The following is a 24,638-nucleotide window of genomic DNA, read 5'->3' as shown; positions in this document are numbered from 1 at the left end:
GCCGACCGGCCCGTCGATACTGAATCGTGATCCATAGTCTGCAGAGGAGACCCATGACTGCATCCGACCTCTCCGCCCCCGGCCGCACGGTCGGTGGCGGGCACGGCACTGCCTGGTGGGAAGACGCCGTCATCTACCAGATCTACCCCCGCTCCTTCGCCGACGGTAACGGCGACGGCATGGGCGACCTGCACGGCATTACCGGCAAGCTCCCGTATCTGCAGAATCTCGGCGTCAACGCCGTCTGGCTCTCCCCCTTCTATGTGTCACCGCAGGCGGACGCCGGATACGACGTCGCCGACTACCGGGACGTTGACCCCCGGTTCGGTACGCTTGCCGACTTCGACACCATGCTCGCCGAGGCGCACCAGCGTGGCCTGAAGGTCATCGTGGACCTGGTGCCGAACCACACCTCCGATGAGCATGAGTGGTTCAAGGCTGCCCTGGCCGCCCCGAAGGGTTCCCGCGAGCGCGACCGCTACATGTTCCGGGACGGGCGCGGCGAGAACGGCGAACTGCCCCCGAACAATTGGCAGTCGATCTTCGGCGGCAATGCCTGGACGCGGGTTGCTGACGGCCAGTGGTACCTGCACCTGTTCGACACCAAGCAGCCGGACCTGAACTGGGAGAACCCCGAGGTCCACGATGAAATGATCTCCGTCCTGCGGTTCTGGCTTGACCGGGGTGTTGACGGTTTCCGCATCGACGTGGCGCACGGCCTGGTCAAGGCCGAGGGCCTGCCCGACTGGGCCGGCCGCGAGAGCATGGTCGGCGATGTGAAGAACCCCGACGCACTCGAGGAAGCCACCGCAACGGAACCCACACCGCCGTACTTCGATCAGCCGGGCGTCCACGCAATCTACCGGAGCTGGAACCGCGTCCTGTCCGAATACCCCGGCGACCGGATGCTCGTCGCCGAAGCCTGGGTGGAACCGGCCGAGCGGCTCTTCCACTACGTACGCGCCGACGAGATGCAGCAGGCGTTCAACTTCGACTTTCTGCGTGCCGGGTGGGATGCCGGGCGGCTCAGCGCCAGCATCGTCGAATCGCTCACACAGGCGGGCAACGTCGGGGCGCCGAGCACCTGGGTGCTGTCCAACCATGACACCGTGCGGCACACCACCCGCTTCGGCCTGCAGGATCCGACACAGCTTCCCAAGGGAGTCGGCCCGCTGGACGAGCAGCCCGATGAAGCCCTGGGGCTGCGCCGCGGCCGCGCGGGCATCCTCACCATGCTGGCGCTCCCTGGTTCGGCCTACCTGTACCAGGGGGATGAGCTGGGCCTGCCAGAGCACACCCTGCTCGACGACGCCGTCCGTCAGGACCCGGCGTTCTTCCGCACCGAGGGCGTTGAGCGCGGCCGGGACGGCTGCCGCGTGCCCATTCCGTGGAAGGCTGACGCTCCCGGTTTCGGCTTCACCACCACCAACGACGACGGCGCTGCCGCCCCCTGGCTGCCCCAGCCGGCCTCCTTCGCGGAGTACGCGGCGGACGTCCAGGTGGGCCGACCCGGATCGGTTCACGAGATGGTGAAGTCAGCCCTGTCTGAGCGCTCCGGGCGGCTGCTCGGCCGTGGATCAATCGAGTGGGCGCCCGAGCACCGTCCCGAGGACGGCGTGGTCGCCTTCACCAACGGGTCCATCCTGCTGGTGGCGAACATGGGTGAAGCACCGATTGAGCTGCCCGCCGGCGTCGTCGTTGTGGCCAGCGCGGAGGATGCAGTGGCCGGGCAGACGCTGCAGCCGGACAGCGCTGTCTGGATTGAGCGCCACTGACACCTGGCAAAAGCGGCCCCTGATTTATCCGGGGGCCGCTTTTTCCGTCTAGCGGACCCTCTCGGCACGCGTGAAGCGGGTGCGCGCGCCGCCGCTGATGCTGATCAAGACCGGCGTCTGGACCCCCAGCGCAGCGTCGAGTGCCGTGACGAGCGCCGACACTTCATCTGCCACCACATCCGGCGCAACCCCCTGGCGCGGGGAGACCCTCACCTTCAGCGCGGGCCGGTTCCTGAACTCATAGGTGGACACGGCGGAATTGACCAGGTCCACCCGCTCGCTGAGGGCCGCCTTGAGTGCCTGCTCAGCCACTGCGGCGTTGATGGTGACGCTGCCGGGAACCGGGGTGTCGCTGTCGTCATAGGCAAGCGTCCCCGAGCGGCCCTTCCCCTGGTTGGCCACCCATGCGACCATGAGGATGATCAGCAGGACCAGCAGCAGCGCCGCCACGATCCAGAGCCAGCTGTCCCGCTGGCCCGGAAGCGTGGTGGACTCCAAAACCCCGCCGATGGTGCCGCCGGCCCGGGCAGCGGTTGACTGCCACCACGTGGCAACCGCCGGAGTGCTCAGAGCCATCGCCAGCGCTCCGGCTGCCATCAGGAGGAGCCCGAACAACGCCAGAAGGATCCGGTTGAGGGTCCGTGGGGTCTGGTTCACTGCCCGATCACCCCTGACTCCGCGACTGCCACGCGGACCTCCGGCACAGGGTCCACGGCGGTCCGGCGCAGTTCATCCTCGACGGCAGTCTGCACCACCTGCGCGCTGACCGGAATGCCCGACGTCGGCCGCACCTGCACCTCCACCAGCCGCCGGCCGATGGTCACCAGCACCTGGTCCGGCGTGACGCCGGCAGCCACGCGGGCACGGCGCGCCAGTGAGGAGGCCAGCACCTCCGCATCGACGACGACGGCGGCACGCTTGTTGGGAATACTGAGCCGCGCCTTCCTGCCGGGCAGAACCGCGGCGAGGAAGAAGAAGAGTCCCAGCAGGAAGACCAGCGCACCGGCCGCAGCCAGCACGCTCGGCGAGATACCGGCCGGAAGGGAACCGACCCAGCCGGCCGCGTCCTCGGGCGCCAGCAGCCACGGGTCCTGGCCCAGTGCCTTCAGCGCCGTTTCCAGCATCAGGTAGAGGGAGGCAAGGATCACCAGCACAGCCAGGATCGTGGCCGGTACAGCACGTGACGAGTGTGTTTCCCGCCGGATGATCTCGGAGGTCAGGCGCTCTGTCTCGTCCGTCACCTGGCCCTCCCGCCGTCAGACACCCGGGCGCCGGTGACCCGGATGTCCACGCGGCTGAGGCGCGATCCGCTCAGGCGCATGACCCGCTCGAGGATTTCCGCCTTGGCGCGGTGCGCGCGTTCCTGCACGGATCCGCCGAACACCTCCACGGCTGCCGGATCCGCGGCGACGCGGTGCAGGGAGGGAATCGCAATCGGCAGGGCGAGGCTCAGCGCAAGCAAGCCGGCGTCGTCGAACCAGCTGGCCCGGATGTCCCGGACCGGCACGCGGAGGACATCCGCTGCGACGGCGCAGGCAGTGCTGGTGAGGGCCTGCGTGCTGATCCGGTTGTGACCGGCGAGCCGCTCAGGCGCGGAAGGAGCGGCGGTCACGATGATGAGCGGCGTCCGGCCAGGGCATCACGCACACTGCGCAGGTCGAGTTTCCCCTCGGCGACCCTGCCGACAAACGCGCCGATAGCCATGAAAAGGGCCACCAGCAGGAAACCCCAGAAGTGGAAGATGAGCGCAGCGAAAGCCAGGACCGTGCCCACGAGGATCCCGACGACGGTGAGGTTCATGGTGTCTCCTTAGCTCGCCGCCGGGCGCGGCTTGTCGGTGCTCTTTGGATCATTCAGGCCGGGCACATGCACGTCATTGATCTCGACGTTCACCTCGATGACCTGCAGGCCGACGAGCTCACTTACCGCAGCGTAGACCGCGGCCCGGACCTGGTCGGCGACCGCGGTGAGCGGGTAGCCGTATTCGGCGACGAGATTGACGTCCACGGCGGCCTGGACCTCCCCGACTTCCACGTGGACGCCCTGGGCGAGATCACCGGCACCGACGACGTCGCGAAGCGCTCCGAGCGCACGGCCGGTACCGCTGCCGAGCGCATACACTCCGGGCACCTTGCGGGCGGCCAGGGCTGCGACCTTGCCGACGGCCGTTTCCGAGATGGTTGTCTTGCCGGTTGCTGACGCCGTGACCGGCACCATGCCCGCCGGCGGGACCTCCTGCTCGTTCTCCATGCTGGCACCCTTTCTCTTTCCGCCCAGCCTAACCCTTCCGCTGAACCTTTGACACGGGAGGGTTAAGGCTCAGCGAACGGGTTCGCTGCAGTGGTCCGCGAGCCACTTCTGCACCGGCTTCAGCGCTTCCCGGAAAGCGGGTTCGTCGAACTGTCCGGCCCCGTCCGGACCGCTCTCCGCGGCATCGCCTACCCGGGCAAAGTGCGGTTTGAGCTCGTCGGGCACTTTGCCGTGGAGGTGGTGCAGTTGGTCCTCGAGTTTCGCCATGGTCTGCGGATCCTCATCACCCATGAAGCTCAGCGGCGCAAGCATCATCGATGACACCCCTGCCGCCACGATGAGGCAGTCTTCCATGGCGGGGACGGTGTTCCCGGTTTCATCGGCAAGCCCTGGGGCGGGCTCGGAGGGAGCCGTCTGTGGCGGCGTGGGAGACTCGACAGGCATGCTCAGGGTGCTCGTCGCCTCCGGCGCAGCACCGGCGCAGCCCGCGAGGGCCAGGGCACTCGAAGCAGCCACCGCGAACAGCAGTCTCACGCTGATGGTCCTTCCCGCTCCGGCCGTTGGTTGGTGTTCGGTGGAGCCTTTCCGCTTGTCGGCAACCCTCCACGGTATTAACGGTCAACGGGCCAACTCTTCTCCCGCACCCGGGCAAAGCAAAAGCCCCCGGTTTCCCAGGGGCTTTCAGTGGTGGCTCCGACCGGCGTCGATCCGGTGACCTTTCGATTTTCAGTCGAACGCTCTACCAACTGAGCTACAGAGCCTTGCAACCATCTTGTGATGATCACCGTCGACGTTCGGATTGCTCCGGCGTCTCAGCGACCCTGACGGGACTTGAACCCGCGACCTCCGCCGTGACAGGGCGGCGCGCTAACCAACTGCGCTACAGGGCCTTGCGATTTTGCAAGAGTTTTATCCTACCAGCACCGCTACGGTGCCTCGAACCACTCCTGCGTACCCCCAACGGGATTCGAACCCGTGCCGCCGCCGTGAAAGGGCGGTGTCCTAGGCCGCTAGACGATGGGGGCCTGGACCACACAAGTGCTTTACTCCTCGTTGTGGACCTCTAAAACTATAGGGCCTCGGTCTCGATTACACAAAACCGGTCCCGGCCTCCGGAAGAGGCGGCGGTAGAGTTTCCTGCGTGCCCATCGACATGAGCCTTGAAGACTTCGAATCGGCTGTGGATGACGCCATCGACCAGATCCCCGACCGGCTGGCCCGTGCGATGAACAATGTGGCGATCTTCGTCAGGGAGGAGTTCGAGCCGGGTCCCGGCGAAGAGCCTGATCCCGATCTGCTGGGCCTCTATGAAGGCACGCCGCTCACGGAACGGGACTCCTGGTGGGATGCGGGATCCCTGCCGGACCGGATCAGCATCTTCCGCCAGCCGCTCCTGCGGATGTGTGAGAGCCGCGAGGAACTGGTCGAGGAGATCCTCGTGACCGTCATCCACGAGGTTGCCCACCATTTCGGGATCGATGACGAACGGCTCCACGAGCTGGGCTGGGGATAACCGGGACCCGGGAACGGGCCGGGCTTCATACTGGTTGTATGGGCGCACACACTCACGGGCATCCGGTCACCGCCACCGGAAAACACCGCAAATCCCTGGTGCTGGTTGTGGTGATCACGCTCTCCGTAGTTGTCATCCAGGTGATCGGTGCCGCATTGTCCGGGTCGCTGGCCCTGCTCGCCGACGCGGGCCACATGCTCTCCGACGCCGCCGGCGTCTTCATCGCACTCCTTGCCTCCTGGATCGCAGGCCGTCCGGCGACGGCGCGCAGCACCTATGGCTACCAGCGTGCGGAAGTCCTCGCCGCGCTCGCCAACGCCATGCTGCTGGCGGTGATCGCCGTCGTCATCATGATCGAAGCGTTCCGCAGGCTGGGTGAGCCGTCCGAGGTGCGGACGGACATCATGCTGATCGCGGCGCTGCTCGGCGGTGCGGCCAACCTGGTCTGCCTCATGATCCTGCATGGCGGGCACCGGGAGAGTCTCAACATCCGCGGCGCCTATCTGGAGGTGCTGGGAGATCTGCTGGGGTCGATAGCGGTGGTGGTTGCCGCCGTCGTGATTGCAGTGACCGGGTTCCGGCAGGCGGATGCCCTCGCCTCCATCCTGATCGCGGTCATGATCCTCCCCCGGGCATGGAGCCTGCTCAGTGATGTGATCAACGTGTTGCTTGAATCTGCACCCAAGGGCGTAGACCCGGCAATGATCCGCGAACACATCCTGACTGTCGAGGGGGTAGTGGATGCCCATGACATCCATGCCTGGACCATCACGTCCGGCGTCCCGGTGTTCTCGGCCCACGTGGTGGTGGACGCCGAAAGCCTCAACGCGGAGGGTGTGGACAGGATGCTTGACCGGCTGGTGCACTGCCTCAGCAACCACTTTGACACCGAGCACTGCACCTTCCAGCTGGAGCCGCTGGAGCACGCCATCCATGAAAGCCGGCAGCACGCGTGAACACGCCCGACACGCCACCAAACGCTGAATCGGCCTAAATGACCGTCGTGTTATTTATGCTACTGGTGTGACAAATGTTGCCAATGTGACATTTGTGGCCATATCCTCGGACATGTTTGGTTACCGTCCGAGGATCGAGTCATGCTGCACACCTTTACAACGCGCGGGTATCCCGTACTCGCCGCCATGCTCGCCGGATCGCTCCTCACCGTCAGCCTGACGCCCTCCTCAGCCTTCGCTGCCCCTGCAATCCCCACAGCGGAAGACATCCGGGCCGCGGAGGACAGCACCGCCCGGACCGGCGAACTCGTCACGGAGATCGAGAGCATTCTCGAAGACGCTGCGGCTGAGCTCCAGGCCGCACAGGTTGAGGCGATGAAATCGCAGGGTGCCTACATCGACGCCCTCGCCGAGCTGGATGACCGGCGGGCTGCAGCACAACGGCTTTCGGCGCTGGCTTCAGAGGCGGAACAGACCTACCGCACGGCGTCCTCGGAGCTGGGACAACTGGCCGCCGACATCTACCGTGCCGGCGGGATCATGCCGGACAGCAGCCTGCTTGCCTTTGCGCAGGATCCGGGCAGCATCATGTACCAGGCCTCAACGGTCGAGGGGATGGCTGCCTCACGGTCGCGGACCGTGAGCCAGGCCGAAACGGCAGCGAGCTCGCTCGACTCGCTGAAGGCCGACGCGCGTCAGGCGGAAGAGGCAGCCGCCGAAGCAGCCGAAACTGCGGAAGCGGCCGGCGCTGCGACCGAGGCCGCCATGGCAACCGCCGCTTCCCTGGTGGAGCAGAAGCAGGCCGAACGCGCGACACTCGTCGCCCAGCTTGCCGAGCTGCGCGACACCACGGCCGCGCTGGAGGAACAACGGATTGCCGGGCTTGAACAGGCCCGGCGTGAAGCGGAGCTAGCGCGGATTCTTGCGGCGTCCGCGGAAGCTGCGGCAGCACTGCCCGCGGCGCCGGCGGCACCGCGACCGGCAGCTCCCACACTGGTCCCGCCGGCTGAGGCTGAACCCGCTGTCCCTCGGGCGCCACTGACGGCTCCTGCTCCCGTGCAGCCACCTGCCTCCGAGAGGCCGAATGCTCCCGCGCCCCGGCCAACGACGCCGGCTCCCACACCGGCTCCTGCCCCGCCAGCGCCCGCACCGGCGCCCGCACCGGCTCCTCCGGCTCCCGCACCGGCGCCTCCCGCTCCGGCGCCCAAGCCCACCCCGCCGCCACCCGCTCCCCCCGCAACAAATACCGGCGGAGTGGCCTCCGCGGTCAACTACGCCCGGGCGCGGATCGGGGCCCCCTACTACTACCAGTGGGGCGGCAACGGTCCACGCGGTTACGACTGTTCCGGGCTGACCCAGCAGGCGTTTGCTGCCGGCGGGATCTCGCTTCCGCGCACGGCGTCGGCACAGTACTACGCCGCCCGCACCCACGTGCCGCTCTCCCAGGCGCAGTACGGTGATCTTGTCTTCTGGGGCGAGGGAGCCGGGATCTGGCACGTGGCGATCTACGTGGGCAACAACACCGTGGTGAATGCCCTCAACCCCAGCCAGGGCATTGTGGAAGTGAACCTCGCAAACATGAGCGGGATGGGCGCGCTCAACCCGCTCGCGGCCCGCTTCTAGGCGGCCATCGGCCCGAACTTCTCACGGTCGGCCAACCGCGGATCCTCGCGGTCCGGTACCACCAGCACCGGGCCTTTCGCGTGGTGCAGCACGCCCTGACTGGTGGAGCCGAGGAGCATGCCGGCGAACCCGCCCCGCCCGCGGGTTCCGAGCACAACCAGCTCGGCCCTGCGGGATTCCTCGATGAGCACCTCCACCGGCGGCCCGTCAAGCAGTTCGACCGAGATCTCAAGCTGCGGAAAGTGGCTCTGCAGCCAGGCCTTGCCTGCGTTGAGCTGCACCATGATCTCGGCATGAAGTGCGTCGCGGTCAACAGGGGTAGGCATCCACGCCAGGGAACCGGTGAACGGCGGCAGCGAACACACTACCCGCAACGGGAGCCTACGGGCCTCGGCCTGCTCTGCGGCCATCAGCGAGGCCATCCGCGCCTGCTCTGAGCCGTCGACTCCCACGACGACAACCTTCTCGACCTCCTCGGCGCGGGGGCACGGCTCCCCCTTGGGCTTCGGCGCCGAGACGCCCGCTTCATCGAGCCGCGGAGCACAAAAAAGCGGCACGACGACGGTGGGGCACTTGGAGTGGGCCGGAAGCGCCGAGCTGACGGACCCCAGCAACCGTCCGACGAAGCCGCCCCTGCCGCGCGATCCCACGACCATGAGTTCGGCTTCCTCGGAAAGCTCCAGCAGGACCCCGGCGGCGTCGCCGCTCTCCACGCGCGGCACGATTTCCAGGGAGTGGCGCCCTGCGATCTTCCCGATGGCCTGATCCAGGACGGCCTGCGCGCCCTCGCGGATCACTGAGTCATCCACGGTTGCGTACCCTGCATCCATGCTCGAGGCGGCGAAGACCGGAACGGTGTAGGCGGTGACTACATGCAGCGGAGTCTGCCGCCGCTCGGCCTCATGCGCGGCCCAGACCAGCGCGCACATGCTCTGGTCGGAGCCATCAACCCCGACAACTATTCCGCGCCCCTGGAAAGGCCTCGGTGCACCCGGCACGTGAGCTTCATTCATGTTCCGCCTCCTTGCGGTTGGACCACACTGACACCATCGCTCAGCCGTCCGGTTATTTCTAGCCTACTCTCCAGTAGGGGGCCTATTCAGCACCCAAAAAGTTATATAGGCTTCGAGCATCGTTATCGGGCGGATGGTCTCCACAAAAGGTTCCCGCCCGCTTTCAGTGCGCTTGGTTGACCCGTTCGCAGCCAAGTGTCCGCACAGCCCGGAAGAGGCGCCGGGCTGTGCGGAATTCTCCTTCAAGCAGGAGGTTTACATCGATGATGCCGGAGCCCGCCACCCGCGCGGCCGCTGATTCCTTCATGCCCGCCACCGCAGAGATCACAACCACCGTGGTGATCGGCTCCGGGCTTTCCGGACTGGCCGTCGCCAGCGAACTGAGCCGCCGCGGCGTCCAGTCCATCGTCGTCGAGAGTGTGGAGTGCCTCAACTCGGGCCCCAACCGCACCATCATGACGGACTCCGTGTCCCTGTCGGAACGGACGGAGCTGCTGCGGCTGCTGCGCTGCTACGCGTCGAGCCATTCCCTGGACATCCGGCAGGAGACCGTGGCGGAAGGGCTCTGCATGGTGGGCTACTCCCAGGTCCTTCCAGCGCCCGTGCTGGGCGCCAAGAAGTGGGCGGTCCAGACACGGAACGGGGTCCTGCTCGCTGACCATGTAGTCCTGACCAAGTACCCGCAGAACCAGCTGCGTCGCTTTGTGCAGTCCCTCGGGCTGGCCCTGGGAAGCGATATCAAGGCGGCCCTGCGCGCTATCGGCCTTTACCTCATCGGTGTCGGCGACGTCCTGACGCCCACAACGCGGGAAATTGTCCGTCAGGCGAAACTCATCAGTGATTCGATCGTCACGCAGGGTGCGCGGGCGGCCCAGGCGATCCAGCCGGTCAAGGGCTCCGTGCTGGCCGCCGGCGTGAGCGGTTCAGCCCAGCACCGGTCCGCCATTACTGCCTGAGACCATTACCCGACTGAGACCCAGCAGCCGAGAAGGCGCTATGCGGCGTCGTCGCTGTCGCCCTGCCGGAGCCTCCGCCGGGCACCCAGCGCCAGCACAATGGCGAGTGCGATCAGGACCGCGATCATGAGGATCACACCCCAGGACACATCAGAGCCCGCGGCCGGTTCCTGGTCAAGCGCTCCCGGCTCGGCGGTCTCAACAGGGCCGGCCGTTCCCGCCGACGCGCGGGGCGGTTCGGAGGCCGCTGGAGTCTCGGCAGCGGCGGGTGTTTCAGGTGAAGCGCCGCCGGTGGCCGTGAACTCGAAGGTCCCCTCGATGGGATGTGAGTCAGCGGAGACGACGCGCCAGTTCACGGTGTAGTTCCCGGCAGGAGCGCCATCGCGAACAGCCTGGGTGGCCACCGCGTCGGTAATGGACACTTCCCCCTCGGCCCAGTCCTCACCGCTCTCGTCGAGAACCTGGATGTCCGAGCCGATCGTGGCCGGAACGTTGGTGAAAGTAAGTTCAACCACCTCGGGGACAGCCTCAAGCGTGGCCCCGGCCTCGGGTGCGGACGAGCTCAGCTCATCATGCGCCGAGGCGGCAGAGGCTGATCCGAAGATCAACCCGCCTGCGGCCAGGAGCAGGCCGGCCAGGAGCAGGGCCAGGTACCGGAAAGGCTGTGCGCCTGGACGTGCCGTGGGACATGCTGCAGCTGCTGCGGGGAACTCACTCATGATCCAAGCGTACGGGACCCCTCTGGCAGGTTCCTGGGCTCCACATTGGGTAGACTTTTCAGCGAACTCCCCCCACCAGCAGAGGAATACCTGTGCCTGCATCGCGCACCGCAATGGACCGCTACTTTCAGCTCACAGCCCGCGGCTCAACCTATTCGAGGGAGATCAGGGGCGGGATCGCCACCTTCTTCGCCATGAGCTACATTGTGGTGCTCAACCCGCTCATCCTCGCCGGGGCGGACGCCAGTGGAGCCAGCCTGGGCTTTGAGCGCGTGGCAGCCGTGACCGCCCTCGTTGCGGGCGTGCTGACCATCCTCATGGGCGCGTGGGCAAAATACCCCTTCGCGCTTGCCACGGGCCTGGGCGTCAACGCCTTTGTGGCGATCACGGTCGCCACAAATCCCGAGCTCACCTGGCCGGACATGATGGGAGTGGTGGTGCTGGCTGGGCTCACCATGCTCATCCTCGTCCTCACCGGGTTCCGCACCGCTGTCTTCAATGCCGTACCGGAAAGCCTGAAGACGGCGATCGTCGTCGGCATCGGTCTGTTCATCGCACTGATCGGGCTGGTGAATGCGGGCTTCGTCCGGCGCATCCCCGACGTCGCCCAAACCACTGTGCCGGTAGGGCTGGGCTTCGAGGGTGTGCTGCTGGGCTGGCCCACCCTGGTGTTTGTTTTCGGCCTGATCCTCACGATCGCCCTCGTGGTCCGGAAGGTCCGCGGCGGAATCCTGATCGGGGTTATCGCAGCGACCATCCTCGCAGTCATCGTCGAGGCGGTCGCGAACGTGGGGCCCAGTGTCGGACCGGAGGGCGCCAATCCCCAGGGCTGGTCACTCGTTGTTCCGGAGCTTCCCTCCGGTTCCTGGATCGGATTCCCGGATCTGAGCCTCATCGGCAGCGTCAGCGTCTTCGGCGCGTTCGGCAGCCTGGGAGCAACCGCTGCCCTGCTGCTGACCTTCACCATCCTGCTCAGCATCTTCTTTGACGCCATGGGCACCATGGTGGGCCTGGCCAACGAGGCGAAGCTGGTGGACAAACACGGCAACATCCCCGGGGTTGACCGCGTGCTCATCGTGGACGCTCTCGGCGCCGTGGCCGGTGGCGCAGGCTCGGTCTCCTCCAACCAGATCTACGTTGAATCCGGAGCGGGTATCGGTGAAGGCGCACGCACCGGCATTGCCAACATCGTGACAGGGCTGCTGTTCCTCGTCGCGATGTTCTTCACGCCACTGATTTCGCTGGTGCCGTTCGAGGCAGTGGCGCCGGCCCTCGTCGTCGTCGGTTTCATGATGGTGTCTCAGGTGGGCCGGATCGACTGGCAGGACTGGGGCATCGCCATTCCGGCGTTTCTGACCTTCACGCTGATGCCGTTCACCTACTCGATCGCCAACGGTCTGGGCGCGGGATTCATCGCGTATGTCCTGGTGCGTACCTTCCAGGGCAGGGCCAGGGAAATCCACCCGCTCATGTGGGCCGTCGCAGGGGCGTTTGTGGTGTTCTTCGGGATCGGCCCGATCGAGCAGCTGCTCGGCGTCGCCTGACCCCCGCCTCTTCCGTTGAGTCGGCAGGACACACCCCGTTTGCCGCTGCATTCGGGGCGTGTCCTGCCAACTCACGTGCGTGGAAGGTTCAGCGCGCTGACCAGCCGCCGTCCATGGTGTAGGACGCACCGGTCACCATGCCGGCCTGGTCGGACGCCAGCCAGGCCACCAGCGAGCCCACTTCCGCAGGCTCCACCAGCCGTTTGACGGCACTCTCGGTGAGCATGATCCGCTCCAGCACCTCGTCCTCGCTGATGCCGTGCAGTCGCGCCTGGTCGGCGATCTGGTTCTCCACGAGCGGAGTCCGTACATAGCCGGGATTGACGCAGTTGCTCGTGACCCCATGGGGCCCACCCTCCAGCGCCGCGACTTTGGACAGCCCCTCGAGCCCGTGCTTGGCCGAGACGTACGCGGCCTTGAAGGGCGACGCCCGCAACCCGTGCACCGAGGACACGTTGATGATCCGCCCAAAACCCTTCGCATACATCGACGGCAGGGCCGCCCGCATCAGCAGGAAGGGTACCTCCAGCATGAGCGTGTGGATGCGCCTGAAATCGGCCGGATCAAACTGCTCGATCGGCTGCACCACCTGGATTCCCGCGTTGTTCACCAGAATGTCGGCGTCAAGGGAGAGCTCTTCCAGAGCGGCCGTGTCCAGCAGGTCCACTGCCCAGGCCTCCCCTTTGATTTCTTTGGCAACGACGCCGGCACCCTCGGCGTCGCGGTCCGCCACCACCACGTACGCACCCTGAGCGGCTAGTTCCCGGGCGCAGGCCGCCCCGATTCCGCTCGCACCACCGGTAACGATCGCCCGCCGGCCCGCGAGCGGGCCGGCGTTGGAACCGGAGTCCGACGACGGCGGCTCTTCGGTGGGGCGGAGGCCGCCGTCGTCGTTCCTGTGTGCCGAAGGCATGGCTAGCTTTCCCTGCCGACGGGAATTCCGTGACGCTCGGCATCCGCGGCGTCAATGTCCCGGAGTGAGGTTCCGCGTGTCTCGCGCAGGGTGATGACGGCGATGGCCGTGACCACGCTGGCGCCGAGGACGTAGAGGGCCACTCCCACCCAGGAGCCGGTTTCCTGCAGGATCGCCGTGGCGATGATCGGCGCGAGGGAGCCCGCGAGGATCGAGGTCACCTGGTAGCCGAGAGAGACGCCGGAATAGCGCATGCGGGTGGGGAACATTTCCGCCATGATCGCCGGCTGGCCCGCATACATGAGTGCGTGGAAGCAGAGTCCGATGGTCACGGCGAGGATGATGATCACGGGGTTGAGCGTGTCGAACATGGGGAAGGCGAAGAACGCCCAGCTCGCCCCGAGGATGGCACCGGCAAGGTAGACCGGCTTGCGCCCGAAGCGGTCCGACAGCCGGCCGACCTGCGGGATCACCAGGAAGTGCACAACGTGGGCGATCAGCAGCGCAAGGAGCAGCGAGCTGGTGTTGTACTGGTGGACCTGCGAGAGGTACACGATCGAGAAGCTCACGATGATGTAGTACAGGATGTTCTCCGCGAACCGCAGGCCCATGGCGCCGAGGATGCCGCGGGGGTACTTCTTCACAACTTCGAAGACGCCGTAGCTGATGGCCTTTTCGCGCTCCACCTGTTCGCGTGCCTCAAGGAAGATGGGGGATTCGCTGACGTGCGTGCGAATGTAGTAGCCGATCACCACGATGATCGCGGAGAGCCAGAACGCTACGCGCCAGCCCCAGGCGAGGAACTCGTCCTCGGGCAGGATCGAGGACATGGTCAGCAGCACAACCGTGGCCAGGAGGTTACCGACCGGCACAGCGGACTGGGGCCAGCTGGACCAGAAACCGCGCGACTTGTTGGGGCTGTGCTCGGCGACGAGAAGTACGGCGCCTCCCCACTCGCCGCCCACGGCAAAGCCCTGGACAAAGCGGAGGACCACCAGCAGGGCCGGCGCCCAGTAGCCGATGGAGTTGAAGCCGGGCAGACAGCCCATCAGGAAAGTGGCTACGCCCACCAGGATGATGGTCACCTGGAGGGTGTGCTTGCGGCCTAGCTTGTCGCCGATCTGACCGAAGAAGATGCCGCCCAGCGGACGCGCAACGAAGCCGACGGCGTAGGTCAGGAACGCTGCGATGATTGCGTCCAGCGGGGTATCGGCGTTGGGGAAGAAGACGATGCCGAACACGAGCGAGGCCGCGGTGGCGTAGAGGAAGAACTCATACCATTCGACGACGGTTCCCACCATGGACGCCGCAACGATCTTTTTGAGACCGGTGGGCGTCTCATCCGGGGTCCCGGTCTGGTTCCCCCCGGGATGGGCGGGGCGTGAGCTGACGCTCATGGACTACTCCTTCTCTGTGTCGGCTGTGACACGCTTGGTACGTCTGGATCGTGGTTGCTGATCCGGTGAGGTTTTGCGCTTGTGACGGCTGTCACCCGCTATGGGCCTCATTGAGTATGGCTGCACACAACCGCGCGTATCAATGCCCAGTACCGCAGGGCTCATCTGCGAAAATGCACAGATGACTCTCCACTCGGATGATCTCCTCATCCTCCTTGAAGTCTCACGCACCGGCCGTTTCACCGCGGCGGCCGAGACGCTGGGCCTGAACCACACCACGGTGTCCCGGCGGATCTCGGCGCTTGAGCGTTCCCTCGGCGGCCACGTCCTCGTCAGGGCGAGCGGAGGGTGGGAACTGACCGACCTCGGTCTTCGGGCAGTGGCGGCCGCGGAGGAGGTGGCGCGCGCCCTGTCGGCGCTGGAAGGGAACGACGACGGCGCCAGCCGGCTTTCCGGCGTCGTACGCATGAGTGCCACGGACGGATTCAGCGCCTACATCGCGGCTCCTGCCTTTGCACGGCTGCGCCGGGATCATCCCCGGCTGAGCGTCGAGATTGTCGCGGCGACCCGGCGGGCGTCGCAGACCCGTAGCGGGCTGGACCTTGAGGTGGTGGTGGGCCGGCCGCAGGTGCACCGGGCCGAGGCGATCCGGCTGGGCGAGTACATGCTGGGGCTCTACGCGTCGCGGGAGTACCTGGCCGAATATGGCACGCCGTCCACCATCACCGAGGTGCTCGAGCATCCGCTGGTCTACTTCATTGACTCCATGCTCCAGGTGGACAGCCTCGATGCACCCCGCCGCCTGTTGCCGAGCATGAAGGATTCGCTCAGCTCAACGAACGTCTTTGTACACGTGGAGGCGACCCGGGCCGGTGCCGGGATCGGGCTGCTGCCGTGCTTCATGGCGAACCTGCACCCGGACCTGGTGCGGCTGTTGCCGGAGGAGGTCGCGGAGCGGCTGGGGTACTGGCTTGTGGCGCGGCCGGACTCGCTGCGCCAGCCGGCGGTTGCGGCCGTGGTCGGCGCCCTGCGCGCCGCGACGGACGCATTCGAGGACAGGCTGCTCGGCCGCGGCTGAACCCGTTGATTTTGCAGGACACGCCGCTTATCAGTGCGGGAAAGCGGCGTGTCCTGACAACTCAACTAGTCGCGGAGGACTGCGGCGCCGCTGATGAACCTGCTCACCTGCTGGCCCCGCCACAGATGAGCAGGCACCCCTCCGCCGAGCAGCTCGCGGGCGAGGCCCGGATCCTCACCGAGAGCGGCATCGCTTCCGGCGATGATGACGTTTCCGTAGCGCCGCCCCTTGAGCATCGCGGGGTCGGCAATGATGACGGTATTCGTGAAGGCCGCGGAAATGGTCGCGGCTTCCCGGCGCGCCGTCGCGAGGTCAGGGGAATCGCCGCAGTTGACGACGTACACGCCGGCCGGGTCGAGGACGCGCCTGGCCTGTTCAACGAACTCCAGGGTGGTCAGCGGAACCGGGGTACGGCTGCCCGCGAAGACGTCCCGGATGATGAGGTCGCGGCTGCTGTCCGAGAGGGATTCGGTGACGGCCCGTGCCTCCCCCACGCGGATCCGCAGCAGCGGCGCACGCGGCAGGTCGAACCACGTACGCACCAGTTCCGCCAGCGCGCCGTCCAGTTCGACGACAACCTGCCGTGCGCCCGGAAATTTCGCGGCGAAGCTCCGCGCCAGTGAGCAGGCCCCGCCGCCGAGATGCAGCGCGCGCAGCCGGAAAGTCACCGGCCACTGCGAGGTGGTCAGGGAGCCGATCCACCGCATGTACTCGAAGTCCAGCCGCTCGGGGTCCGCGAGGTCGATGTGGGAGCTCGGCACGCCGTTGATGTGCAGCACCCAGCCGTTGGGATTGAACCTGTCCGGGACCAGCTCACAGGTTCCGGTGTCGATGGAGTGGATGCCCGGAACCGGCCCGCCGTCGGGGCTCTCCGCTTTCCTACGCTCCCGCTGACGCCCCACGGACACCTGCTCCCTCAGCCGGTGCTGTCCGGTCCGGGACGTTCGGCGTGCCTCGCAATGCCGGGCGCACCATCCGGATTTCGGAGAGCCCGTTCCACCGGTCGGAGAGCTGCTCCCGCTCGCCATTCGGGGCGAAGCCGAGCTTGCGGTAGAAGGCGATGGCCCGCTCATTGCCCTCCAGGACCCAGACGCAGGCTGCGGCGTCGCCGATTACCGCCGCTGCCAGCTCTTGTCCCAGACCGGTGCCGTAATACTCCTCGAGAACGTAGAGCATGAACAGCTCGACGGCGGCCGGCGGGTCCTCCCCGCGCGCGGGACCGCCCGCGGCGATACCGACAATACGGCCGTTCCCATTCACGGCGACCGACGGGACATCGTCCTGGGGATCGAAGCCGAGCCGCCACGCTTCTGCCTGCGCGTCAACGGTGTCATCCAGGCTGTCGAGGATCTCCGGGCTGAGCCGCCCGCGGTAGGCCTGGCGCCATCCCTGGTTCTTCATCCGCAGGGCAGCCTCGAGCTCTTCGACGCGGAGCGGGCGGATGCTGACCATGGCGTTCATGCTATCGCCCGGACAGGAGGCTCCCGGTCCGGCGTGGCAGATCAGGCGCCGCCGCTGCTCCTAGGTGACGATTGCGAGCGCGAGCCCATCCCAGTCCTTGGACCCCACCGTCTGCAGAGCGGTCGCCTCCAGACGCGGGTGGGATCCGAGGATCTCGAGCGCCTTTCTGATGCCCCTGACGTCCTCATCCCCGCCCTCATCCAGAACGGCTCCGCCTCGCACCACGTTGTCCAGCACGATCACGGAGCCCGGCCGGGACAGCTTCACCGCCCACTCCAGATAATGCGGGTTGTTGGCCTTGTCAGCGTCGATGAAGAAAAGGTCGTAGGGTCCGGTGAGCGTGGGAAGTGTTTCCAGGGCAGCCCCGACATGCACCGTCACTTTATGCCCGACGCCGGCCGCCTCCAGATTGCGGCGTGCCACCACTGCGTGGGCGGGCTCGTACTCGCAGGTGTCAACGGTGCCGTCCTCGGGAATTCCGCGGGCGAGCCAGATGGTGCTGAAGCCGCCCAGCGTGCCGATTTCCAGCACGCGCCGTGCCCCATGGAGCCGCGCCAGGAGCATGAGGAGCTTGCCCTGGCCGGCAGTCACCTCGATGGCGGGCATCCCCGCGGCACGGGTGTTCTCGACGGCAGCCAACAGGGCGTCGTCGGGCTTGACCACGGTGCGGTTGAGGAAGCCGTCAACCTCTGCCCAGTTGCTCATGAGTGCCCCTGGTACTCATCCATCTCCTCGATCGCCCGCTCCAGGCGTTCCACCTTCCCGGTCAGCTCCCCGGACCGGCCCGACCGGATGTCCGCCTTGAGCACCAGGGAGACCCGGCTGCCGTACTTTGCGACCGCCTCGGTGGCGCGCTTCACCACATCCATGACCTCATCCCATTCACCTTCAATCTCGGTGAACATGGAGCTGGTGGAGTTCGGCAGACCTGAATCCCGCACGATCTTCACCGCCTCGGCCACCGCGGCATGGACTGATCCGTCAGCCGCTTCGGCCGTGTCTTCCTGAGCGCCGCTGGGCCGGCCGGACGGGGCAACTGAGAAGGCTACGAGCATGGGACCAGTCTGTCAGGTTTGGCCGCGTGGGTCACGGGTTTTCACGGGCGCTGAGCGGCGGCCCCAGGATTTCGATCTGGTGCCGCGCAGCGATGGCGGCGAGCGCAGCGCCGTCTACGGGCACCGGATCGGGGAGCTCCCTTCTCTCCGCCGGCGTTCCCGCTTCTGCCACAAAGTTTTCGAATCCGGCCGGAACCGTGATGACCAGACAGCTGAACGGTCCGTCCGACCCGGCGGCGAAGGTGTGCACCGATCCTCGCGGAAGAAAGGCGAAGTCCCCCGGCCCCACCTCGAAGCGTTCACCGTCGCTTTCGAACAGGGCGGTCCCGGACAGGATGTAGAAGGACTCGTCCTCCACTAGATGCCTGTGCGTTGGAGGTGAGTATCCTGCGGGGTGAAGGATCTGGGCGATGGTGAGGCGCTGCCCCGTCTCGGCTCCGCCGGCCTTGATGGTTACCAGCGCATTGGTGAACCAGTGGGCCTGCCCCTCAGCGGGGGCGAGCTTGTACGCCTTGCCGCGGGTTCCCTCATCCTGGGTGTGGGCGCCGTCGTCCATGGTGGCCTGCTCCTCAGCGTTGAGACGGTGGAGGCCAGAATACTCAGCCGCGCCGGACCGTCAAGCCCGTCGAACTACCGGCCTGACGACGTCGGCAACCCGCCTCCGGAGTAAGGCAGCGCACGTGGTGGCGGCAGTGACTATGCATCCGCGATCGTGCAGGATGAACTAATGACCACCCGCGGAATTTATGTCAGTGCCATGGCCCCCGGCTCGGGCAAATCCCTCATCTCCCTGGGCCTGGCCAGCATGCTCCAGGGGCACGCGGACCGGATAGGTTTCCTGCGGCCCATCTCGGAGGCGGAGGAGGGAGCAGAGGATCCGATGGTCCTGCTGATGCGCCGCGAATTCGGGCTGACCGAAAAGACGGCACGCAGCGGCATGACGCGGGCGGAAGCGCGGGCTCTCCTCGTATCCGGGGAACGTGAGGAAATCGATGCCCGGTGCGTTGCCCTCTACAGCGAGATCGCTCAGTCCTGTGACGTCATCATCGTCGAGGGAACTGATCTGAGCGGCCAGGACGCGGCCGTCGAGTTTGACCTGAACGCCCGGCTCGCCAACAACCTGGGAGCCATGGTCCTCGCCGTGGTGAGCGCCAAGGACATGAGCGCAGCGGAGGCTGCGGACGCCGTCGACGTCGCCCGCAGGGAACTCGACGCCGCGCGGGTCTCGCTGCTGGCCATGATGGTGAACCGTGCGGCCGAGGACGCGGTCGAGGCCATCCGCGAGCAGGTCCGGCCGGGGAAATCGGGCCGGCCCGTCTATGTCATCCCTGAGCTGAGCGAGATTTCCCAGCCGACCATCGCGGAGGTCGCGGACGCGCTGGAGGCCCGTCACATTGCCGGCGGCGCGTCACTCGAACGCGATGTGTCCTCCATTCGCGTGGCCGCCATGAACGTGGATCACTTCCTTGAACTGCTGACCGACGGCGCGTTGGTGATCGTGCCCGGGGACCGGGCGGATGTGCTCGTGGCGACCGTCGCGTCGTCGTTCTCGCCCGAGTTTCCCGTGCCCTCGGGGATGATCCTCACCGGCGGCCTCGCCCCGGATCCCAATATCCTCGCCCTGCTGGCGCACGCCAGCTTCCCCGTATTCGCGGTCGACGACGACACCTACACTGCCGCGAAGCATGTCAGTGAGGTGCGCGGCGAGATTGCGACCGGGCTCCGGCGGAAGGCTGCGGCCGCGCTCGGTGTGTGGGCCCGGCAGGTGGACTCCACGGAACTGCTTGAACGGCTCGAGCTGCCGCGGCCGGTGCGGATGACGCCGCTGCGCTTCCTGCACGAGCTCATCGAGAAGGCCCGCGCCGACCGAAAGCACATTGTCCTTCCCGAGGGTCTCGACGAACGGATCCTCCGTGCGGCCGAGATCCTGCGGCGGCGGGATGTCTGTGACCTGACCATCCTCGGCTCCGAGTCGCAGATCCGCGAGCGAGCCGCCGGGTTTGGCATCGACCTGTCCGGGCTGACCCTGGTAGACCCGGCCACGTCTGGGCTGCGCGAGGAGTTCGCGGCCGAGTACGCACGCCTCCGCGCGCACAAGAATGTCTCACTCGACGACGCCCGGGACCGCATGCTGGACGGCTCCTACTTCGGGACCATGATGGTCCAGCTCGGCTATGTTGACGGCATGGTGTCGGGCGCCGCGCACACCACCGCCAACACCATCCGGCCTGCACTGGAGTTCGTGAAGACCAAGGAGGGCGTGAAGATTGTGTCCTCCGTCTTCCTGATGCTGCTCCGGGACCGGGTGCTGGTCTACGGCGACTGTGCGGTCAACCCTGACCCAACCGAGGAACAACTCGCGGACATCGCCGTTGCGTCGGCGGAGACGGCAGCACAGTTCGGCGTCGAGCCCCGTGTCGCCATGCTCTCCTACTCCACCGGCGAGTCCGGTTACGGCGGCGCTGTGGATGAGGTCCGAAAGGCAACGGAGCTGGTGCGCTCCCTCCGGCCGGACCTTCCCGTCGAAGGTCCCATCCAGTACGACGCCGCGGTCGACGCTTCGATTGCCCAGTCTAAGCTGCCGGGTTCCTCCGTTGCCGGACAGGCCACCGTGTTTATATTCCCTGATCTGAATACTGGGAACAACACCTACAAGGCGGTCCAGCAGTCCGCCGGTGCAGTCGCCGTCGGGCCGGTCCTTCAGGGCCTGCGCAAGCCGGTCAATGACCTGTCCCGGGGCTGCACCGTTGAAGACATCGTGAACACCGTCGCCATCACCGCCGTCCAGGCGCAGGGCACACCACAGCAGGAGAAGTCATGATCATCCTCGTCATCAACTCGGGCTCGTCCTCGCTCAAGTACCAGGTCCGGGATTCCGGCACGGGCGAACGGCTGGCGAACGGCCTGATCGAGCGCATCGGTGACAGCGCGCACGGCGGCCCCGCGGATCACACGGAGGCGCTGGACCGCGTGACGGAGCAACTGGAAGCCAGCCTGCAGGGCCGGCCGATCGACGCCGTCGGACACCGGGTGGTCCACGGCGGAGAGCGGTTCAGCGAACCGGTGCTGATCACCAACGAGATCATCCGCGCCATCGAGCGGCTCAATCCGCTGGCTCCGCTGCACAACCCGGCGAATGTGCAGGGGATCCGCGCGATCGCCGAGCGGTGGCCGGACATGCCACAGGTGGCGGTCTTCGACACCGCCTTCCACCGGACACTGCCCGAACACGCGTGGCGGTATGCCGTGCCCGATGAGCTCTACAAGAAGTTCGGCATCCGCAGGTACGGCTTCCACGGGACGTCCTTCGAGTACGTCACGCGGCACGCCGCTGCGCTGCTCGGCATGCCGGCGGAGGAGTTCACCGGCGTTCTTGCCCATCTGGGCAACGGGGCGTCCGTCACCGCGGTGCAGAACGGGCGCAGCATCGACACCTCCATGGGATTCACACCGCTGGAGGGTCTGGTGATGGGGACGCGGTCCGGCGACATCGACCCGTCGATCCTGCTCTTCCTCAGCCGTGAGGGCTATTCGGAAGAGGATCTGGACAGGCTGCTCAACCGGGAATCCGGGCTCAAGGGCCTCACCGGCCACAATGACATGCGCTCGATCGAGGAGTCCTCAGACGCCGTCGGCACCATGGCACTGGACATCGCGTCCTACCGCCTGGCGAAGTACATCGGCGGCTACCACGTCGCAGTGGGCGGTTCACAGGCACTCGTGTTCACGGCAGGGATCGGCGAGAACTCCTGGCGCTTCCGGGAACGGGTGGTGAACCGGCTGGCCGCGCTTGGTGTCTACATCGACGACGCCGAAAACCAGAAGCCCGGAGGCTCGCCGCGCGAGATCAGCACCGAGGAGTCCGCGTTCCCCGTTCTGGTGGTGCCCACGGATGAGGAGGCGGCCATCGCAGAGGCGACTGCCGCCGTCGTCGTTTCCGCCTAACCCCCGTTCATTCGGCAGGACACGCCGCTTTGCCGCACTCAGAAGGGGCGTGTCCTGACAGCTCAACGGGTCAGGGGGCGCCGAGCAGCCGCGCCACAGCCGCCGCACCGGCGCCGGCCAGCACGACGACGAGAAACGGTGCCCGCAGCCACAGCGCCACCGCTGCCGCGGCCAGGGCGGCAAGCCGCGCGTCCAGCGCCAGGGACTGACCGCTCGAGAAGGTGTTGACTGCGGTCAGCGAGGCCAGGAGACCGATGGTCAGTGTTCCCGCGACCCTCGTCATGCGCGGGTTCTCCATGAGGCGCGCAGGGACCAGGTAGCCCGCGAGTTTGGTGAGGTAGCTGATTGCGCAGGCGGCAAGGATCCAGATCCAGAGGTTCATCGCCGACCCTCCACGGGATAGGGTTCGACGTCGGGCTCAAGTCCCTCTCCGGAAGGCCCGACGTTAAGCCAGCCGAGCAGTGCGGCCACCGCCGCAGCCACCAGGATGGGCACGCCGGCAGGCACAAAGGGAACGGTCAGCAGAGTCACCAGCGCACAGACGACGGCGATGGCCGCCGGCTCCCGCGCCTTCAGCCTCGGCCACAGCAGCCCCAGGAAGGCTGCCACTGCCGCGCCGTCAAGGCCCCACTGCGCTGGATCACCGAGGGCATTTCCCAGCAGGGCACCGACCAGCGTGAACATATTCCAAAGAATGTATATGCCGACCCCGGCCACCCAGAATCCGCGGGCGCGCTCCTGCGGCACTGTCTGCCCGGTAGCCGTTGCGGCCGACTCATCGATGGTCACCTGCGCAGCGGCGAGCCTCCGCCAGCCCCGCGGCCGGAGCATGGCGTTCATCTGCATGCCGTAGACGGCGTTTCGGATTCCGAGCAGCGCCGACGCGGACATTGCGGCAGCACCGCTACCGCCGCCGGCCACCACGCCGATGAACGCGAACTGCGACCCGCCGCTGAACAGGAGGAGGCTGAGCGCCAGAGTCTGCAGGACATCGAGGCCGGACGCCACTGATAATGCCCCGAACGAGATGCCGTACAGCCCGGTTGCCACGGCGATTGACAGTCCAACCCGCACGGCTGGCGATCTCGAAAACTTCACCGGCCAAGCGTATGCCGAACGGTCGGTGCACTTCACTTCGGGATCAATGCCCGCAATACTGAGAAAGGACAGCATGCTTAGCAATTTAAGGAGATGTAGCCATGAAGGCACTTACCTGGCAGGGCAAGCGATCGGTGAGCGTTGAAGACGTCCCGGATCCGCGGATCGAGGACGCGTCCGACGCGATCGTGCGCATCACCTCCACAGCGATCTGCGGGTCCGACCTCCACCTCTACGAGGTACTGGGCCCCTACATGCACAAGGGTGATGTGCTGGGACACGAGCCGATGGGCATTGTGGAAGAGGTCGGCAGCAGCGTCACCAACCTCAAGCCCGGCGACCGGGTGGTGATTCCGTTCAACATCTCCTGCGGCCACTGCTGGATGTGCAACAACGGGCTGCAGTCGCAGTGTGAAACCACGCAGGTCCATGAGCAGGGAACCGGCGCCGCCCTGTTCGGCTTCTCCGAGCTCTACGGGTCCGTTCCCGGCGGACAGGCCGAGTACCTCCGCGTCCCCCACGCGGACTATGGGCCGGTCAAGGTAGGGAGCGAGCTGCCCGATGAGCGGTACCTCTATCTCTCGGACATCCTGCCCACAGCCTGGCAGGGCGTTCAGTATGCGGACGTGCCCGACGGCGGCACCCTTGCCGTCTTCGGTCTTGGCCCGGTGGGACAGTTCGCAAGCAGGATCGGCAAGCATCTTGGCCATCGCGTCATCGCGGTCGAGCCGGTAGCAGAACGCCGCGCGATGGCCGAGCGGCACGGGATCGAAACCATCGAGTTCTCGAAGGAGACCGGGGACGTACTGCGCGAGATGACCAACGGCCGCGGCCCGGATGCTGTGCTCGATGCCGTGGGCATGGAGTCGCACGGCTCTCCCGTCGGCGCTTTCGCCCAACACGCGGTCGGCCTTCTCCCCGACGCGCTGGCCAAAAAGGCCATGGAGACGGCCGGTGTTGACCGGCTCAATGTGCTGCATGCGGCCATCGATTCTGTCCGCCGGGGCGGAACGGTATCCCTGAGCGGCGTCTACGGCGGCACGGCCAGCCCCATGCCGCTGCTGACAATGTTCGACAAGCAGATCCAGACGAGGATGGGCCAGTGCAATGTGCGGCGCTGGACGGACCAGCTGCTCCCCATTGTCGAGGACCCGTCGGATCCGCTGGGTGTGATGGACCTCAAGACGCACGAGGTTCCGCTCTCCGAGGCGCCCGGGGCGTACAGCATGTTCCAGAAGAAGCAGGACGGGTGCATCAAGGTGGTCCTCAAGCCGTAGCCGGCCAGCGTTGAGTTGTCAGGACACACCCCGTTTGCCACCCGATAATCGGCGTGTCCTGACAA

Annotated in this window: 27 protein-coding genes and 3 tRNA genes; 10 read left to right on the top strand and 20 right to left on the bottom strand. The window is 66.6% G+C overall.

Features of this window, described 5'->3' with window-relative positions; genetic code table 11:
- Positions 1-53 precede the first annotated feature (53 nt).
- Positions 54-1,775 (top strand): glycoside hydrolase family 13 protein, encoded by a 1,722-nt coding sequence (locus BLS52_RS14535; protein WP_175460186.1) that lies wholly within the window; start codon positions 54-56, stop codon positions 1,773-1,775.
- Positions 1,776-1,823: 48 nt separating this feature from the next.
- Here the strand turns inward: BLS52_RS14535 and BLS52_RS14530 are convergent, their stop codons facing one another.
- The 9 genes from BLS52_RS14530 to BLS52_RS14490 form a co-directional block, all read right to left on the bottom strand.
- Entirely contained in the window at positions 1,824-2,432 is a 609-nt protein-coding gene (locus BLS52_RS14530; RefSeq protein ID WP_090587648.1) for a hypothetical protein, read from the bottom strand.
- Complete coding sequence (locus tag BLS52_RS14525; RefSeq protein ID WP_090587647.1) at positions 2,429-3,016, bottom strand: DUF6286 domain-containing protein; 588 nt, start codon at positions 3,014-3,016, stop codon at positions 2,429-2,431. The genes BLS52_RS14530 and BLS52_RS14525 overlap by 4 nt, the downstream gene beginning before the upstream one ends.
- A complete protein-coding gene (locus tag BLS52_RS14520; RefSeq protein WP_400583949.1) occupies positions 3,013-3,393 on the bottom strand; it encodes a hypothetical protein in 381 nt (126 codons plus the stop codon). Before BLS52_RS14520 ends, BLS52_RS14525 begins: the two co-directional genes overlap by 4 nt.
- A complete protein-coding gene (locus BLS52_RS14515) occupies positions 3,384-3,575 on the bottom strand; it encodes a DUF2273 domain-containing protein (RefSeq protein ID WP_026544770.1) in 192 nt (63 codons plus the stop codon). The genes BLS52_RS14520 and BLS52_RS14515 overlap by 10 nt, the downstream gene beginning before the upstream one ends.
- Before the next feature lie 9 nt (positions 3,576-3,584).
- A complete protein-coding gene (locus BLS52_RS14510; protein ID WP_035778299.1) occupies positions 3,585-4,025 on the bottom strand; it encodes an Asp23/Gls24 family envelope stress response protein in 441 nt (146 codons plus the stop codon).
- A 69-nt stretch (positions 4,026-4,094) separates the two neighbouring features.
- Positions 4,095-4,559: a hypothetical protein gene (locus BLS52_RS14505; protein WP_090587645.1), complete on the bottom strand. Its 465-nt coding sequence runs from the start codon at positions 4,557-4,559 to the stop codon at positions 4,095-4,097.
- 151 nt (positions 4,560-4,710) lie between these two features.
- Positions 4,711-4,786 (bottom strand) — tRNA-Phe (locus BLS52_RS14500).
- Between the two features lie 55 nt (positions 4,787-4,841).
- Positions 4,842-4,915 (bottom strand) — tRNA-Asp (locus tag BLS52_RS14495).
- 62 nt (positions 4,916-4,977) lie between these two features.
- Positions 4,978-5,050, bottom strand: a tRNA-Glu gene (locus BLS52_RS14490).
- 128 nt (positions 5,051-5,178) lie between these two features.
- Between BLS52_RS14490 and BLS52_RS14485 the strand changes: the two genes are divergently transcribed.
- The 3 genes from BLS52_RS14485 to BLS52_RS14475 all read left to right on the top strand — a co-directional run bounded on the left by BLS52_RS14485 (position 5,179) and on the right by BLS52_RS14475 (position 8,117).
- Positions 5,179-5,538, top strand: coding sequence for a metallopeptidase family protein (locus BLS52_RS14485; protein ID WP_090587668.1), 360 nt, complete (start codon positions 5,179-5,181; stop codon positions 5,536-5,538).
- Between the two features lie 38 nt (positions 5,539-5,576).
- Entirely contained in the window at positions 5,577-6,494 is a 918-nt protein-coding gene (locus BLS52_RS14480) for a cation diffusion facilitator family transporter (RefSeq protein ID WP_090587644.1), read from the top strand.
- A 141-nt stretch (positions 6,495-6,635) separates the two neighbouring features.
- Positions 6,636-8,117, top strand: a complete 1,482-nt coding sequence (locus BLS52_RS14475; protein ID WP_245702885.1) for a C40 family peptidase — start codon at positions 6,636-6,638, stop codon at positions 8,115-8,117.
- On the opposite strand, the gene BLS52_RS14470 is transcribed toward BLS52_RS14475, so the two are convergent.
- On the bottom strand, positions 8,114-9,130 hold the full coding sequence (locus BLS52_RS14470; protein ID WP_090587642.1) for a universal stress protein: 1,017 nt from the start codon (positions 9,128-9,130) through the stop codon (positions 8,114-8,116). The two genes, BLS52_RS14475 and BLS52_RS14470, sit on opposite strands and share 4 nt — an antisense overlap.
- 263 nt (positions 9,131-9,393) lie before the next feature.
- On the opposite strand from BLS52_RS14470, the gene BLS52_RS14465 reads away from it, so the two are divergent.
- Positions 9,394-10,086, top strand: a complete 693-nt coding sequence (locus BLS52_RS14465) for an FAD-dependent monooxygenase (protein WP_245702884.1) — start codon at positions 9,394-9,396, stop codon at positions 10,084-10,086.
- Positions 10,087-10,124: 38 nt separating this feature from the next.
- Here BLS52_RS14465 and BLS52_RS14460 read toward each other — a convergent pair whose 3' ends face one another.
- The gene (locus BLS52_RS14460) at positions 10,125-10,805 is read right to left on the bottom strand and encodes a copper resistance CopC family protein (RefSeq protein ID WP_090587641.1); all 681 of its coding nucleotides are present in this window, start codon (positions 10,803-10,805) and stop codon (positions 10,125-10,127) included.
- A 113-nt stretch (positions 10,806-10,918) separates the two neighbouring features.
- On the opposite strand from BLS52_RS14460, the gene BLS52_RS14455 reads away from it, so the two are divergent.
- The gene (locus tag BLS52_RS14455) at positions 10,919-12,349 is read left to right on the top strand and encodes an NCS2 family permease (protein ID WP_090587639.1); all 1,431 of its coding nucleotides are present in this window, start codon (positions 10,919-10,921) and stop codon (positions 12,347-12,349) included.
- A gap of 88 nt (positions 12,350-12,437) precedes the next feature.
- On the opposite strand, the gene BLS52_RS14450 is transcribed toward BLS52_RS14455, so the two are convergent.
- Positions 12,438-13,262 (bottom strand): 3-hydroxybutyrate dehydrogenase, encoded by an 825-nt coding sequence (locus BLS52_RS14450; protein WP_090587638.1) that lies wholly within the window; start codon positions 13,260-13,262, stop codon positions 12,438-12,440.
- A 2-nt stretch (positions 13,263-13,264) separates the two neighbouring features.
- Positions 13,265-14,659: an MFS transporter gene (locus BLS52_RS14445; RefSeq protein ID WP_035778300.1), complete on the bottom strand. Its 1,395-nt coding sequence runs from the start codon at positions 14,657-14,659 to the stop codon at positions 13,265-13,267.
- Between the two features lie 181 nt (positions 14,660-14,840).
- On the opposite strand from BLS52_RS14445, the gene BLS52_RS14440 reads away from it, so the two are divergent.
- Positions 14,841-15,737, top strand: a complete 897-nt coding sequence (locus BLS52_RS14440; protein ID WP_090587666.1) for a LysR family transcriptional regulator — start codon at positions 14,841-14,843, stop codon at positions 15,735-15,737.
- A gap of 65 nt (positions 15,738-15,802) precedes the next feature.
- Here BLS52_RS14440 and BLS52_RS14435 read toward each other — a convergent pair whose 3' ends face one another.
- From BLS52_RS14435 to BLS52_RS14415, 5 genes are all read right to left on the bottom strand, one after another.
- Complete coding sequence (locus tag BLS52_RS14435) at positions 15,803-16,639, bottom strand: spermidine synthase (RefSeq protein WP_090587636.1); 837 nt, start codon at positions 16,637-16,639, stop codon at positions 15,803-15,805.
- Positions 16,617-17,189 (bottom strand): GNAT family N-acetyltransferase, encoded by a 573-nt coding sequence (locus BLS52_RS18860; protein WP_175460185.1) that lies wholly within the window; start codon positions 17,187-17,189, stop codon positions 16,617-16,619. Before BLS52_RS18860 ends, BLS52_RS14435 begins: the two co-directional genes overlap by 23 nt.
- A gap of 69 nt (positions 17,190-17,258) precedes the next feature.
- Complete coding sequence (locus tag BLS52_RS14425; RefSeq protein ID WP_090587633.1) at positions 17,259-17,903, bottom strand: O-methyltransferase; 645 nt, start codon at positions 17,901-17,903, stop codon at positions 17,259-17,261.
- A complete protein-coding gene (locus BLS52_RS14420) occupies positions 17,900-18,253 on the bottom strand; it encodes a thiamine-binding protein (protein ID WP_026544782.1) in 354 nt (117 codons plus the stop codon). The genes BLS52_RS14425 and BLS52_RS14420 overlap by 4 nt, the downstream gene beginning before the upstream one ends.
- 31 nt (positions 18,254-18,284) lie before the next feature.
- Positions 18,285-18,809 (bottom strand): cupin domain-containing protein, encoded by a 525-nt coding sequence (locus BLS52_RS14415; protein WP_090587632.1) that lies wholly within the window; start codon positions 18,807-18,809, stop codon positions 18,285-18,287.
- A gap of 171 nt (positions 18,810-18,980) precedes the next feature.
- Between BLS52_RS14415 and pta the strand changes: the two genes are divergently transcribed.
- On the top strand, positions 18,981-21,074 hold the full coding sequence (gene pta / locus BLS52_RS14410; RefSeq protein WP_090587630.1) for a phosphate acetyltransferase: 2,094 nt from the start codon (positions 18,981-18,983) through the stop codon (positions 21,072-21,074).
- On the top strand, positions 21,071-22,198 hold the full coding sequence (locus BLS52_RS14405) for an acetate/propionate family kinase (RefSeq protein ID WP_026544784.1): 1,128 nt from the start codon (positions 21,071-21,073) through the stop codon (positions 22,196-22,198). Before pta ends, BLS52_RS14405 begins: the two co-directional genes overlap by 4 nt.
- A gap of 70 nt (positions 22,199-22,268) precedes the next feature.
- Here BLS52_RS14405 and BLS52_RS14400 read toward each other — a convergent pair whose 3' ends face one another.
- The gene (locus BLS52_RS14400) at positions 22,269-22,580 is read right to left on the bottom strand and encodes an AzlD domain-containing protein (RefSeq protein ID WP_026544785.1); all 312 of its coding nucleotides are present in this window, start codon (positions 22,578-22,580) and stop codon (positions 22,269-22,271) included.
- Positions 22,577-23,296 (bottom strand): AzlC family ABC transporter permease, encoded by a 720-nt coding sequence (locus BLS52_RS14395; RefSeq protein WP_035778320.1) that lies wholly within the window; start codon positions 23,294-23,296, stop codon positions 22,577-22,579. The genes BLS52_RS14400 and BLS52_RS14395 overlap by 4 nt, the downstream gene beginning before the upstream one ends.
- A 101-nt stretch (positions 23,297-23,397) precedes the next feature.
- Between BLS52_RS14395 and BLS52_RS14390 the strand changes: the two genes are divergently transcribed.
- Positions 23,398-24,573: a zinc-dependent alcohol dehydrogenase gene (locus BLS52_RS14390; RefSeq protein WP_026544786.1), complete on the top strand. Its 1,176-nt coding sequence runs from the start codon at positions 23,398-23,400 to the stop codon at positions 24,571-24,573.
- Positions 24,574-24,638 lie beyond the last annotated feature (65 nt).

The sequence above is a fragment of the Arthrobacter subterraneus genome, assembly GCF_900099735.1.
Classification (GTDB): Bacteria; Actinomycetota; Actinomycetes; order Actinomycetales; family Micrococcaceae; genus Arthrobacter_D; species Arthrobacter_D subterraneus.
The sequence above is the reverse complement of the archived record's forward strand: the minus strand, read 5'-3'. Positions and strand labels throughout refer to the sequence as shown.

Excerpts from the sequence above, each read along its gene's own strand:
- BLS52_RS14535 (WP_175460186.1), top strand. The coding sequence starts at position 54 with ATGACTGCATCCGACCTCTCCGCCCCCGGCCGCACGGTCGGTGGCGGG.
- BLS52_RS14515 (WP_026544770.1), bottom strand. The coding sequence starts at position 3,575 with ATGAACCTCACCGTCGTCGGGATCCTCGTGGGCACGGTCCTGGCTTTC.
- BLS52_RS14510 (WP_035778299.1), bottom strand. The coding sequence starts at position 4,025 with ATGGAGAACGAGCAGGAGGTCCCGCCGGCGGGCATGGTGCCGGTCACG.
- BLS52_RS14485 (WP_090587668.1), top strand. The coding sequence starts at position 5,179 with ATGAGCCTTGAAGACTTCGAATCGGCTGTGGATGACGCCATCGACCAG.
- BLS52_RS14480 (WP_090587644.1), top strand. The coding sequence starts at position 5,577 with ATGGGCGCACACACTCACGGGCATCCGGTCACCGCCACCGGAAAACAC.
- BLS52_RS14475 (WP_245702885.1), top strand. The coding sequence starts at position 6,636 with ATGCTGCACACCTTTACAACGCGCGGGTATCCCGTACTCGCCGCCATG.
- BLS52_RS14470 (WP_090587642.1), bottom strand. The coding sequence starts at position 9,130 with ATGAATGAAGCTCACGTGCCGGGTGCACCGAGGCCTTTCCAGGGGCGC.
- BLS52_RS14465 (WP_245702884.1), top strand. The coding sequence starts at position 9,394 with ATGATGCCGGAGCCCGCCACCCGCGCGGCCGCTGATTCCTTCATGCCC.
- BLS52_RS14460 (WP_090587641.1), bottom strand. The coding sequence starts at position 10,805 with ATGAGTGAGTTCCCCGCAGCAGCTGCAGCATGTCCCACGGCACGTCCA.
- BLS52_RS14455 (WP_090587639.1), top strand. The coding sequence starts at position 10,919 with ATGGACCGCTACTTTCAGCTCACAGCCCGCGGCTCAACCTATTCGAGG.
- BLS52_RS14450 (WP_090587638.1), bottom strand. The coding sequence starts at position 13,262 with ATGCCTTCGGCACACAGGAACGACGACGGCGGCCTCCGCCCCACCGAA.
- BLS52_RS14445 (WP_035778300.1), bottom strand. The coding sequence starts at position 14,659 with ATGAGCGTCAGCTCACGCCCCGCCCATCCCGGGGGGAACCAGACCGGG.
- BLS52_RS14440 (WP_090587666.1), top strand. The coding sequence starts at position 14,841 with ATGACTCTCCACTCGGATGATCTCCTCATCCTCCTTGAAGTCTCACGC.
- BLS52_RS18860 (WP_175460185.1), bottom strand. The coding sequence starts at position 17,189 with ATGGTCAGCATCCGCCCGCTCCGCGTCGAAGAGCTCGAGGCTGCCCTG.
- BLS52_RS14425 (WP_090587633.1), bottom strand. The coding sequence starts at position 17,903 with ATGAGCAACTGGGCAGAGGTTGACGGCTTCCTCAACCGCACCGTGGTC.
- BLS52_RS14420 (WP_026544782.1), bottom strand. The coding sequence starts at position 18,253 with ATGCTCGTAGCCTTCTCAGTTGCCCCGTCCGGCCGGCCCAGCGGCGCT.
- BLS52_RS14415 (WP_090587632.1), bottom strand. The coding sequence starts at position 18,809 with ATGGACGACGGCGCCCACACCCAGGATGAGGGAACCCGCGGCAAGGCG.
- pta (WP_090587630.1), top strand. The coding sequence starts at position 18,981 with ATGACCACCCGCGGAATTTATGTCAGTGCCATGGCCCCCGGCTCGGGC.
- BLS52_RS14405 (WP_026544784.1), top strand. The coding sequence starts at position 21,071 with ATGATCATCCTCGTCATCAACTCGGGCTCGTCCTCGCTCAAGTACCAG.
- BLS52_RS14400 (WP_026544785.1), bottom strand. The coding sequence starts at position 22,580 with ATGAACCTCTGGATCTGGATCCTTGCCGCCTGCGCAATCAGCTACCTC.
- BLS52_RS14390 (WP_026544786.1), top strand. The coding sequence starts at position 23,398 with ATGAAGGCACTTACCTGGCAGGGCAAGCGATCGGTGAGCGTTGAAGAC.